This window comes from Bacillus sp. FSL H8-0534 (assembly GCF_038005885.1).
GTDB lineage: Bacteria > Bacillota > Bacilli > Bacillales > Bacillaceae_G > Bacillus_A > Bacillus_A pseudomycoides.
The window spans coordinates 1,316,930-1,329,064 of record NZ_JBBOUC010000001.1 but is presented as its reverse complement, the minus strand read 5'-3'; the positions used below and the strand labels follow the sequence as shown (position 1 = coordinate 1,329,064).

Genomic DNA, 12,135 nt, shown 5'->3' with positions numbered 1-12,135 from the left:
TAGGAAGGGATGCGGTATGGTGCCGCATCCCTTTTTGTATGTTTGTAATCTAAAGTATCTTTTCAAATTTACTTTATGGGATCCTGTTATGTGTTTTGCTAAATTAATGGTTTTTAATAAATAATTTTGAGCAGCGGTCTGAATTCGTTGTCGCCAATCATAAAAAGAGATAAAAAGATTTTTATTTCTTTCGTATCCCATGTTTTCTAACATCATGATGAAAGGCTCATATACAAACGCAGAGATTCCGAAATTCCAATCACCTGTGCTGGGAATAATTATATTGCTCATAGAGCCAAATAGTCCTGGGACAAAAACGATAGGTTTTTTTCTTGTATTGTTTTTCATAGCGTCCTCCTTTTTATTGAGCATTAAAATTAGATTTTGTTGAACACTATGTAATGAAAGTGAGTCTAAGCTAAAGGGGACTGACATGGCAAAAAAGATATTACGTATTATTTCTATTATCATTAGTGTAGTGATTTTTCTAGTTGTTTGGATGCATATTGATGTAACGCTAGGAAGGAAAGTGGAAGCTGATAAAAACCAACGGAAAGAGTATGCTCCTCGTTATAGTGATTTTCAATTATATGTAGAGGGAAAAACGCTATATCATCAGCTTTTTTCCGATATAAAAGAAGCGAAAGATTCTATCTTCACGTATTTCTATATCATTTCGAATGATAAAAGTAGCCATACTTTCTTAAATTTGTTAAAGGAAAAAGCAGAAGAAGGGGTACAAGTATACTTATCGGTTGATTGGATTAATGATTTATCTTTTGAAAGAAAATATAAAAATGAATTGCAGGCAAGTGGTGTTCATTTTACATACAGCAGGAAACCGGAGTTCCCATTCTTTTTTTATTCGCTCCATCATCGTAATCATCGCCGTATTACAACGATAGATGGGAAAATAGGGTATAGTGGTGGTTTTAATATAGGTAATGAATACTTAGGGAAAGATAAGCGCTTTGGATATTGGCGAGATTATCATGTGCGATTGCAGGGAGAAGGGGTAACGGATTTAGAGGAGCAGTTTGCGTTAGATTGGAAACGGGATACTTCAGAGGAAATTGCAAGAACAGCTCAATCTACTATTAAAGGAAAGACGTTACACACTATGTCTAGTTATAATGGACATAAAGTTGTTACGAAGTATATGGAATTAATAAAAGAAGCAAAGCGTTCTATCGTGATTGCCACGCCCTATTTTATACCGACAGATAAAGAACTTATGAATGCTTTAATTCAGGCACGAAAGCGGGGAGTATCGGTAAAAATACTTTGGTCTTACAAACCGGACGTTCCGCTTATTAAAGAAGCAGCCTACCCATATATTCGTCAGTCAATTGAAAATGGAATCACTGTATATGGATATAAAAAGGGGATGTTTCATGGGAAAGCAATGATACTCGACAACGAAACAACTGTGATTGGTACAACAAATTTCACTTCGCGTAGTTTTCATATTAATGATGAGATGGATTTTTATGTATATGGTGGCCCGATGATTCAACAAATAAATCAAGCGTTAACACAAGATTTTCAAGATTCAAAGGAGATAACTTCATCATTCTTTGCAAATTTATCATTTTTAGAGAAGTGTAAAGAAAAAATAGCATGGTTGGTTAATTATTATTTATAGGAATCATATAAATGAAAATTAAAATGCTTAGAGTTTATTCTCTGAGCATTTTAATTTTCATTGTAGTGTTTTCAATCCAAGTTTTCAAAAATTAAATGATCTATAAGTCTTTTTTTAAATAGTAATGTTTATAGTCTCTGCCGACATTATCAAGGACACCAAATTCTTGATAACCGTGCTTTTTATAAAAGTCTAATGCTTGAAAGCTTAAAGTATCCACTTTTATGAAATCACAATTCTTTTCTAAAGCTATTTGTTCGATTTCTAATAAAAGTTTAGTCCCATAACCTAGTTTGCGTATGTCTTCATCAATTATAAAAGTATGAATCTCTAACCAATTCCAGCAAATTTCACCTAATATTCCTCCGCGAACCTTGCTGTTTTCATCCTTAAGAAATAAATTAATCTCTTGGTATCTACCTCTTAAATCCACTGGGAAATACTTTAAATTATATTCATAAAGCCGATTGTTAACGTTGTTTTTATCAGTTCCATTTAATTCTTTCGTAATATGTAAATTCATTAATTTCTCCTCCTGCAATTTTTGTGAAATGATTTAGAATATAAAATGAATTACTTTTTCTTGAATACGTATCTTCATCATCTCAATATACTTATTTTAACATAAATATCCTAATATTCTGGTTATTGTTTTTTAAAACATCTATTGTGAATGTGTTGAAAGTAATACCATTCAGAGTGTTATTTTAATTGTTCAAACCATATAACAATTAAAAAGCGAGAATAAATTGTATGAAATTTCATACTCGAAACGTATTTTTTCATCAAAATATCTTTTGAAGGATAAACAAAGATGGTTGAGGAGGATGGAATTGAATCGTCAAACTATTATTCGTGAGATTGTAGAGCGTATATTCATGGTTAAATTAGATCATCCCTTAAGAGTCGGTGTTAGTGGTATAACAGCTTCTGGGAAAACAACATTTGCAAATGAGTTACAGAAAGAAATTCATTTGCAGGGAGGAAAAGCTGTTCGAACAAGTATAGATAATTTCCATAATCCAAGAATAGTTAGATATTCACAAGGTAAGGAATCGGCTAAAGGATATTATGAAGATGCTCATGATTATAAGGCATTTGCTGAGCGGTTATTGATTCCGTTAGGGCCTGGTGGTGATATGCGATATGATATGAGATCACATGATTTAGAAACGGATATGTATATTGAACCAGATCCCATACTTGCTTCAAAAGACATGGTATTTATAATTGATGGTACTCTTTTATTAAAAAAAGAGTTGCAACATTTATTTGATTATAAAATATTCGTAGAAACGGATTTTGAAATTGCGAGAGAACGTGGTTCGAGTCGAGAAGCAAAAAACTTTTGGAATAAAGAAAAGGCAGAGAGAATGTTTTTACAAAGGTATCACGCTGCTTGTCATATGTATATAGAAGAGCATGGACCGAAGGAATGTGCAGAGGTAGTTTTAATTAATAATGATATTGAAGCACCGAAGGTTTTATTTAAGAGTTTGTGATTGTAACAGTGATACTGATAACAGTTATTGGAAGGGCGTTTCATGAATTGTGTATAATTGGGGCACAGTTTTTTTATATTGTTATGATACTACTTTTTTAGAAAGAGTAAGGTGCGGAAAATACCGCACCTATTTTTAAAGTCAAAGTTGCAGTTTTTTTACTCTAGAAAAAGTCACTTTTCTTCTACGAGTTCCGTTAACTCATGATTAATTAATGTGCCAATATGCTCACCTAAGCATATTTTTTTCATAACTCCAGGTTCATCAAAATTAAAGATATGAGCTGGTAAATGGTAGTCGCGAGCAAGTAATAAGGCTGATTGATCCATCACTTTTATATTGTTTCGAACGACATCATTATAATTTAAATGACGATACATTTTTGCTGATTTATTTCGTTTTGGGTCACTTGTAAAAACACCGTCTACACCTTGTTTTGCAACTAAAATGGCATCGCTATTCATTTCGATTGCTCGCTGGACACTCGGATAATCTGTCGTAACGAACGGTTGCCCATTCCCGCCGCCAAAGATAACGATATACCCTTTATCTAAATGATGAACAGCCCGTAAACGGATGTAGGGTTCTGCCACGGCTGTAAAGGGGATAGATGTCATAACGCGTACTTCTTTATCTGTCTTACTTGTTAATACACCGCGCAGCATGAGACTATTAATAATTGTACCTAATGTCCCTATATTGTCTGCTTCAACGCGATCAATCCCCCATTCTTCAGCTAAGTTTCCTCTGAAAATGTTTCCTCCACCAACGACAAGAGAAACTTCAATACCTAAATCGACGATTGATAAAATCTCCGTTGCGATATGTTCTAAACGTTTGGAACCGAAACTATTTCCATCTTGATCAGCTAAAGCACCACCACTTAATTTAATTAGAACACGTTTGTATGGTTTCATGGATTTTCCCTCCTATACATATGGCAATAAAAAAGGAGCAGAGGCGAATGCCTTTGCTCCTTTACGAGAAAATGAAATAGAAAAAGGAAGAGCTATAATGAGATCTTTTGTATGATTCTTCATAATATCAACTCCTTTTCATCTCATTTACGTTCAAATAAACTTACTTTTCAGATTATATAAAATAATTTGGTGTTTTATCAATGTTATTTTCATTTTTTTATCTTCAAAGGGTGTCAATGAATATTTAAAGAAAAAAATTCAAATTTTTTGTGACGAATCTGTAGTTTTTTGTCTGATTTTGTAGGTTCGCCTATATTATGTGAGTAAGCTTTTGTAAATACAAATTGAAAGCGTTCGCATGAAGGGATGAAAATATATGAAAAAATTCGGATTAGCAACACAGATTTTTGTTGCACTTGTCTTAGGGATTGTAGTAGGGGCAATCTTTTATGGCAATAAAACAGCAATTTCTTATATCACACCAATTGGGGATATATTTATCCATTTAATTAAAATGATTGTAGTACCGATCGTTATTTCAGCGCTGATTGTTGCAGTAGCTGGTGTAGGGGATATGAAAAAGCTCGGAAAATTAGGCGGTAAGACGATTCTCTATTTTGAAATTATCACAACAATCGCGATCTTAATGGGATTAATCGCAGCAAACGTGTTCCATCCAGGAACGGGTGTTGATATGAATAACTTACAGCAAAGTGATATTTCATCATATAAACAGACGGCTGATGCAACAGAGAAAAAAGGTTTTGCAGAAACGATTGTTCACATCGTACCAAAGAACGTATTTGAATCAATTGCACAAGGAGACTTATTACCGATTATTTTCTTCTCTGTGTTATTTGGTTTAGGAGTTGCAGCAATTGGGGAAAAAGGAAAACCGGTGTTTAATTTCTTTGAAGGTGTGCTCGAAGCGATGTTTTGGGTTACAAATCAGGTTATGAAGTTTGCGCCATTTGGTGTATTTGCACTGATTGCTGTTACGGTTGCAAAATTTGGTGTGGCAACACTACTTCCTTTAGGAAAATTAGTGCTAGCTGTGTATGTAACTGTTATACTATTTGTTATTGTTGTATTAGGTATTAATGCACGAATGGTAGGGATAAACATTTTTACATTAATGAAAGTTTTAAAAGAAGAACTTATTCTTTCGTTTACAACAGCAAGTTCAGAAGCTGTTTTACCTAATATAATGAGAAAAATGGAAGAGTTCGGTTGTCCGAAGGCAGTTGCTTCTTTCGTTATTCCAACAGGGTATACATTTAATTTAACTGGTTCGGCTATTTACCAAGCATTAGCAGCATTGTTCGTCGCTCAAATGTATGGAGTGCACATGCCATTAACGCAGCAGATTACATTGTTATTTGTTCTCATGCTGACGTCAAAAGGAATGGCAGGAGTTCCAGGTGCTTCATTTGTTGTTGTATTAGCAACATTAGGTTCAATGGGATTACCGTTAGAAGGTATCGCGTTAATTGCTGGTATCGACCGCATTTTAGATATGATTCGCTCATCTGTCAATGTATTAGGGAATGCATTAGCGGCCATCGTGATGTCGAAGTGGGAAGGCGAATTTGATCATGAGAAAGCGAAACAATATGTAGAAACAGTCAAACAAACAGAAGCAGCATAAGAAATAGATGAGGAGTGAGTAATAGTGGCAACATTAACTGAAACTACAAAAAATGTACGAATTGAAAAAGATTTTTTAGGTGAAAAAGAAGTGCCAACGCATGCTTATTATGGAGTTCAAACGATGCGTGCTGTAGAAAACTTTCCAATTACAGGGTATAAAATCCATGAAGGTTTAATTAAAGCTTTAGCAATTGTAAAAAAAGCAGCCGCGCTGGCGAACACTGATGTAGGAAGATTGGAACTGAAAAAAGGTGGCGCAATTGCCGAAGCAGCACAAGAGATTCTTGAAGGGAAATGGCATGATCATTTTATCGTGGATCCGATTCAAGGCGGAGCAGGAACTTCTATGAATATGAATGCGAATGAAGTCATTGCCAATCGTGCCCTTGAATTATTAGAAATGGAAAAGGGAGACTATCATTATATTAGTCCAAATAGCCACGTGAATATGGCACAATCAACAAATGATGCATTTCCAACAGCAATTCATATTGCGACATTAAATGCACTAGAAGTGTTACTACAAACAATGGGCTATATGCATGATGTATTCGAATTAAAAGCAGAGCAATTTGACCATGTGATTAAAATGGGGCGCACACATTTACAAGATGCTGTACCAATTCGTCTTGGACAAGAATTTAAAGCATATGCTCGTGTAATTGGGCGTGATATGAAACGAATTCAGCAATCCCGTCAACATTTATATGAAGTAAATATGGGAGCAACAGCAGTTGGTACAGGATTAAATGCGGATCCTGAGTATATTGAAGCGGTGGTAAAACATTTAGCTTCAATTAGTGAACTACCTCTTGTTGGAGCGGAAGATTTAGTAGATGCAACGCAAAATACAGATGCATATACGGAAGTATCAGCTGCACTGAAAGTATGTATGATGAACATGTCCAAAATCGCGAATGATTTACGCTTAATGGCATCTGGTCCACGTGTTGGACTTGCAGAAATTATGCTTCCAGCTCGTCAACCAGGTTCATCTATTATGCCAGGGAAAGTAAACCCTGTTATGCCAGAAGTGATTAATCAAATCGCGTTCCAAGTAATCGGTAATGATCATACGATTTGTCTTGCGTCAGAGGCGGGTCAATTAGAGCTAAACGTTATGGAGCCAGTACTTGTTTTCAACTTACTTCAATCGATTAGTATTATGAATAACGGTTTCCGTGCCTTTACAGATAATTGTCTAAAAGGAATTGAAGCAAATGAAGGACACTTGAAAGAATATGTTGAGAAAAGTGTAGGAATTATTACGGCAGTGAATCCACATATTGGTTATGAAGCAGCGGCTCGCGTTGCTAAAGAAGCAATTGCGACAGGGCAATCTGTTAGGGAGCTTTGCTTAAAAAATGGTGTGCTGTCACAAGAAGAGTTAGATTTAATTTTAGATCCATATGAAATGACACATCCGGGGATTGCGGGAGCAACTCTTTTAAAGAAAAATTAAAAGAGGAGGGGACATTCCCCTCTTTTTTGTTTACAATATAGAAATGGCATATATAAATAAAGGTAGGGATGGTATGAGTAAATTTACAGTTACCTCTAATGGTGTATTAGAAACGACATTAAGAGGAGTAGAAGTATTAGCTACACCACTTTTAAATAAAGGGGTTGCTTTTACAGAAGAAGAAAGAGAAGAACTAGGGCTAAAAGGGTTATTACCACCTGCGGTATTAACATTGGATGAACAAGCACGCCGTGCGTATGAACAGTTTTGTTCACAGCCAGACGATTTATTAAAAAACGTATATTTAACAGCACTCCATGATCGTAATGAAGTGTTATTTTATCGTTTACTTACAGATCATTTACGTGAGATGCTTCCAATTGTGTACACGCCAACTGTTGGTGTAGCCATTCAAAGATATAGTCATGAGTATCGTAAACCACGTGGAGTGTATTTATCCATAAATGATCCTTCTGGCATAGAAGAAGCGTTTTCTAACATTGGTGCAACAGCTGAAAATATTGATTTAGTTGTTGTAACAGATGGTGAAGGAATATTAGGAATTGGTGACTGGGGTGTTGGTGGTATTAATATTGCTATTGGGAAGTTAGCAGTTTATACAGCAGCAGTTGGAATCGATCCTAGTCGTGTATTACCTGTTATTTTAGATGTTGGTACGAACCGTGAGGATCTTTTAAGTAATCCGTTTTATATTGGAAACCGTCATCCTCGTATAACTGGCGAGGCCTATGATACATTTATCGATACATTTGTAAAAGCTGTATGTAACAAGTTTCCAAAAGCATTGTTGCACTGGGAAGACTTTAGCTCACGCAATGCACGTAAAATTTTAGACAAATATCGTGATCATGTATGTACATTTAATGATGATATTCAAGGAACTGGTGCAGTTTCACTTGCAGCTGTATTATCAGCAGTGAAAACTTCAGGTGTCCCACTTTGTGAACACCGAGTTGTTGTCTTTGGAGCTGGTACAGCTGGAATTGGAATCGCTGATCAAGTGCGAGATGCGATGGTTCGTGCTGGGCTATCAGAGAAAGAAGCAAACGAGCGCTTCTGGTGTATTGACCGTAATGGTTTACTTACAGATAATATGGAAGGTCTTCTTGATTTCCAACTCCCATATACACGTATGGAATCTGAAGTGAACGAATGGAAGCAAAGTGAAACGGTTGGGCTTGCAGAAGTTGTGAAACATGTACAACCAACAATTTTAATTGGTACATCAACAGTAGCTGGTGCATTTACAGAAGAAATTGTAAAAGAAATGGCTTCTCATGTAGAACGACCAATTATTTTACCAATGTCGAATCCAACACCGCTTGCAGAAGCAAAACCGGTAGATTTAATACATTGGACAGAAGGACGGGCACTTGTGGCAACTGGAAGCCCATTTGAGCCAGTTACATATGATGGTGTTACGTATGTAATCGGACAATCAAATAATGCGCTTATCTTCCCAGGGCTTGGTCTTGGAACAATTGTTGTTCGTGCGAGTGTAATGACAGATGGTATGTTTGCAGCAGCAGCAGAAGCAGTGGCAAGCATGGTAGATACAAGTCAACCAGGAGCACCTATTCTTCCGGAGGTAGAAGAACTACGTAACATCTCAGAGATAGTAGCAATTGAAGTAGCTAAAGCAGCAGTTGCTGAAGGGGTTACTCGTGAGGAATTCAGTGATAACGATATCAGAGAAGCTGTTAAAGAGGCAATGTGGCAACCTGAATATCGCCAAGTAAAAGCAGCTAAACAGGTAACAATATAGAAATAAAGCCCGTTTATATTATAAGCGGGCTTTCCTTGTTCAATTTTTGAAAAATATATTTCATAAATAGGAAGTGGCATCTTTGAATTGGAATCAATTGTGGAAGAAAGATATGTCCCTTTTAATTATTTTAATATTAATTGTTCCAATTGCCGGAGAATTAAATTTTCATCCGTTTAATGATACCTTTCGTGTAAGTTTTGGGACGCCAATCTTTTTCTTTTTATTGTTATTTTTACGTAAAATACCAGCGGCAGTAGCCGGTGTATTCGTCGGGTTATCGGTGGTAGGAGTTCGGATTTGTCTTGATTGGATGCTACAAGGGTCTTTTCATATAACTGATTCTTTTTATTTGCGTTATCCAGTGTTCTTTTATTATTTTGTGTATGGAAGTCTTTTTTCATTATGTAGAGTGAATAAATTTCATCAGAAACCATTTATAATAGGGTGCCTTGGGATTACAATTGAGATTATAGCAAGTATGTCAGAACTTACTTTTTATCATGTTTTAGTGCTTGGTACAACAATTACGATTTCTGAAATAAATAAATTGATTATTATCGCTGTTTTTCGAAGCTTCTTTGCCCTTGGTTTCTTAAATATGATGAGTCTATATGAAACGAAATTAAAGGAAGCACAAGTCCGGAAAGAAAATGAAAAAATGTTAATGCATCTTTCTAACTTATATGTGGAATCTGTTCATTTAAAAAAGACACTTCAAAATGCAGAATTAATTACACAAGAAGCATATCAATTATATCGAAATTTACAAGCTAGTAATGATGCAGGTGGCATAGAAATACATAGTAAAAAAGTATTAAAAATTGCTGGGGAAGTACACGAAATAAAAAAAGACAATCAAAGAATTTTTGCGGGGTTATCAAAGCTTTTATTAGATAAAAATCTTTCTGAATACATAGAAGGTCATGAGTTGACAGAAATGATTGTCAGGATAAATGAGAAGTACGCCCAGCTATTAGGGAAAGAGATAACATTTTCTAAAAACATAGAAGGTGAGCATGAGGAATATCATGTTTATACTGTATTGTCGATATTAAATAATTTAGTGGCAAATGCTGTTGAAGCAATTGAGAACACTGGTACAATTATAATAAAGACATATAAACAAGAAAGAAATATAATGTTTGAAGTAATAGATGATGGTCCCGGTATTTCACCAAAATATAAAAAACTCGTATTTAAACCAGGTTTTACGTCGAAGTATGATCAAACAGGTACACCATCTACAGGAATTGGTCTTTCTTATATAAAAGAGATGGTTACAGAACTTGGGGGAGAAGTGAATCTGCAATGCAGGGAGAGCGGCAGAGGATGCAAGTTTATTGTCCGTTTACCAGAGTCTAGTTTAACGCGAGAGGGGGAATAGAGTGTTTTATTATATCGTAGATGATGATGAAGTATTCCGCTCTATGCTATCACAAATTATTGAAGATGGTGATCTTGGAGAAGTAGTGGGAGAAGCGGAAGATGGTGCTTTTGTTGAAGTAGATCAGTTGAATTTTAAAAAGGTAGATATTTTATTTATTGATTTATTAATGCCAATTCGCGATGGCATTGAAACAGTACGTCATATTGCACCGTCGTTTACAGGAAAAATAATTATGATTTCTCAAGTTGAGTCGAAACAATTAATTGGAGAAGCGTATTCTCTAGGTGTTGAATATTATATTACAAAACCATTAAATAAAATTGAGGTTGTATCTGTTGTGCGAAAAGTGATGGATCGTATTCGTCTGGAGCGATCTATACAAGATATTCAAAAATCACTGAATAACGTCTTTCAATGGGAACAACCGCAGGTGCGAAATGAACCGTTGCTAGAAGAGAAGAAGATAATGGACTCAGGTCGCTATTTATTATCAGAACTTGGTATTGCTGGAGAGAATGGAAGTAAAGATTTACTTAGTATGTTGGAATATTTATTGGGACAAGAAAAGGAAAAAACATTTGAATATGGTTTTCCAGCATTGAAAGATATTTTTCACTATATTACGGTCAAAAAATTAGGTGGTGCAGCCTCAGAAACGGAAATTGATAAAGAAAGAAAAGCTTCAGAACAAAGGGTGCGCCGAGCGATTTATCAGTCATTAAATCATTTGGCCTCTCTGGGTTTAACTGATTTTTCAAACCCTAAATTTGAAAGCTACGCTCCGAAATTTTTTGATTTTACCATTGTTCGTAAACGTATGACAGAAATGACGAAGGAAGAACTAGCAACTTCCGGGCATACGAGAATTAATACGAAGAAGTTTATTCAAGTGTTGTATTTTGAGGCGAAAAGGTTGATGGAGGTAGAATAGAAAAGAGGATGCTTACAAATGAGCGTCCTTTTTTCTATGATTAAAATTTTGAATATTATCCATTTAATAGTAATAAAAGGGTGTAATTGAATATAAATTTATTTTGGTGTTTCTGTCTATTTAACAACACCTGGTGCGAAGTTAATCATTTGGATATTTGGCTTTTTTACGCTACTATATCTTGGATATGAAAGTATAAAAGATGCTTCTAAGCAGGTGGAGAGTAAAGGGAATGGAGAAAGAGAACACCCAATGAAATCATTTGCTTCAGGATTTTTAATTGCAATTTCTAATCCACTTAATATTATATTTTGGATTGGCATTTACGGAGCTGTCTTAACAAGTGCGATTGGTGCAGTAGGCAAAGAACAAGCGTTATTGTACAGCATTACAATATTTGTTGGGATTATGATTTGGGACTTATTTATGGCGACTTCTATTCATTTTGGAAGAAGATTTGTAAATAACCGTATGATGAAATGGATTTCTATTTTTGCGGGAATTGTTTTAGTTGGGTTTGGATATGAAGCAATTAAAGGGGGGGGGATCTCATATAAGAGAAGGATAGCCAAGGAAGAAAATAATTATGCCTTAGCTATCCTTTTAAAAATATAATTAGAGTATGTCTTTTTTGGAATGGCAAAAGCCACCTTTTCTATTATTTATTTTATCATTCGTATCTTCCACTTTTCCAGGTGAATGCACTTTTTGTATCTTAGAGTGATCCACATATTCATCTGAAAACTCCATAGCATATTTATCACGATGATGTATGTTAGATGACGGACGTAAATCTTCATCTTCATGTAAAACCATTCTTTTCATGTAAATATGAAAAAATATTTATTC

9 protein-coding genes and 3 pseudogenes are annotated in these 12,135 nt (G+C 35.2%); 8 read left to right on the top strand and 4 right to left on the bottom strand.

Annotation, left to right across the window (positions count from 1 at the left end; genetic code table 11):
* Positions 1–63 precede the first annotated feature (63 nt).
* Positions 64–348: pseudogene (locus MHH71_RS06835) on the bottom strand (lipase/acyltransferase domain-containing protein); the annotation flags it as partial.
* A gap of 85 nt (positions 349–433) precedes the next feature.
* Here MHH71_RS06835 and cls point away from each other — a divergent pair.
* Positions 434–1,645: a cardiolipin synthase gene (gene cls, locus MHH71_RS06830; RefSeq protein WP_006094412.1), complete on the top strand. Its 1,212-nt coding sequence runs from the start codon at positions 434–436 to the stop codon at positions 1,643–1,645.
* Positions 1,646–1,745: 100 nt separating this feature from the next.
* Here cls and MHH71_RS06825 read toward each other — a convergent pair whose 3' ends face one another.
* Complete coding sequence (locus MHH71_RS06825) at positions 1,746–2,168, bottom strand: GNAT family N-acetyltransferase (RefSeq protein WP_003196672.1); 423 nt, start codon at positions 2,166–2,168, stop codon at positions 1,746–1,748.
* A gap of 310 nt (positions 2,169–2,478) precedes the next feature.
* Here MHH71_RS06825 and MHH71_RS06820 point away from each other — a divergent pair, with 310 nt between their 5' ends.
* Positions 2,479–3,147, top strand: a complete 669-nt coding sequence (locus MHH71_RS06820) for a uridine kinase (protein WP_033798795.1) — start codon at positions 2,479–2,481, stop codon at positions 3,145–3,147.
* A 173-nt stretch (positions 3,148–3,320) separates the two neighbouring features.
* Here MHH71_RS06820 and pyrH read toward each other — a convergent pair whose 3' ends face one another.
* On the bottom strand, positions 3,321–4,064 hold the full coding sequence (gene pyrH, locus MHH71_RS06815) for a UMP kinase (protein WP_003196676.1): 744 nt from the start codon (positions 4,062–4,064) through the stop codon (positions 3,321–3,323).
* Positions 4,065–4,443: 379 nt separating this feature from the next.
* On the opposite strand from pyrH, the gene MHH71_RS06810 reads away from it, so the two are divergent.
* The 6 genes and pseudogenes from MHH71_RS06810 to MHH71_RS06785 all read left to right on the top strand — a co-directional run.
* Complete coding sequence (locus MHH71_RS06810) at positions 4,444–5,715, top strand: cation:dicarboxylate symporter family transporter (RefSeq protein WP_003196680.1); 1,272 nt, start codon at positions 4,444–4,446, stop codon at positions 5,713–5,715.
* A 24-nt stretch (positions 5,716–5,739) separates the two neighbouring features.
* Complete coding sequence (gene aspA, locus MHH71_RS06805; RefSeq protein ID WP_003196682.1) at positions 5,740–7,179, top strand: aspartate ammonia-lyase; 1,440 nt, start codon at positions 5,740–5,742, stop codon at positions 7,177–7,179.
* A gap of 52 nt (positions 7,180–7,231) precedes the next feature.
* The gene (gene malS, locus MHH71_RS06800; protein ID WP_097814825.1) at positions 7,232–8,965 is read left to right on the top strand and encodes an oxaloacetate-decarboxylating malate dehydrogenase; all 1,734 of its coding nucleotides are present in this window, start codon (positions 7,232–7,234) and stop codon (positions 8,963–8,965) included.
* Positions 8,966–9,038: 73 nt separating this feature from the next.
* Entirely contained in the window at positions 9,039–10,352 is a 1,314-nt protein-coding gene (locus MHH71_RS06795; protein WP_006094415.1) for an ATP-binding protein, read from the top strand.
* 1 nt (position 10,353) lies between these two features.
* Entirely contained in the window at positions 10,354–11,286 is a 933-nt protein-coding gene (locus MHH71_RS06790) for a response regulator (RefSeq protein ID WP_003196687.1), read from the top strand.
* Positions 11,287–11,382: 96 nt separating this feature from the next.
* Positions 11,383–11,826, top strand: a pseudogene (locus MHH71_RS06785) (LysE family translocator); the annotation flags it as partial.
* A 75-nt stretch (positions 11,827–11,901) separates the two neighbouring features.
* On the opposite strand, the pseudogene MHH71_RS06780 reads toward MHH71_RS06785, so the two are convergent.
* Positions 11,902–12,129: pseudogene (locus tag MHH71_RS06780) on the bottom strand (hypothetical protein); the annotation flags it as partial.
* Positions 12,130–12,135 lie beyond the last annotated feature (6 nt).

What these genes read in the sequence shown, in the direction of transcription:
- cls (WP_006094412.1), top strand. Translation starts at nt 434, where the DNA reads ATGGCAAAAAAGATATTACGTATTATTTCTATTATCATTAGTGTAGTG.
- MHH71_RS06825 (WP_003196672.1), bottom strand. Translation starts at nt 2,168, where the DNA reads ATGAATTTACATATTACGAAAGAATTAAATGGAACTGATAAAAACAAC.
- pyrH (WP_003196676.1), bottom strand. Translation starts at nt 4,064, where the DNA reads ATGAAACCATACAAACGTGTTCTAATTAAATTAAGTGGTGGTGCTTTA.
- MHH71_RS06810 (WP_003196680.1), top strand. Translation starts at nt 4,444, where the DNA reads ATGAAAAAATTCGGATTAGCAACACAGATTTTTGTTGCACTTGTCTTA.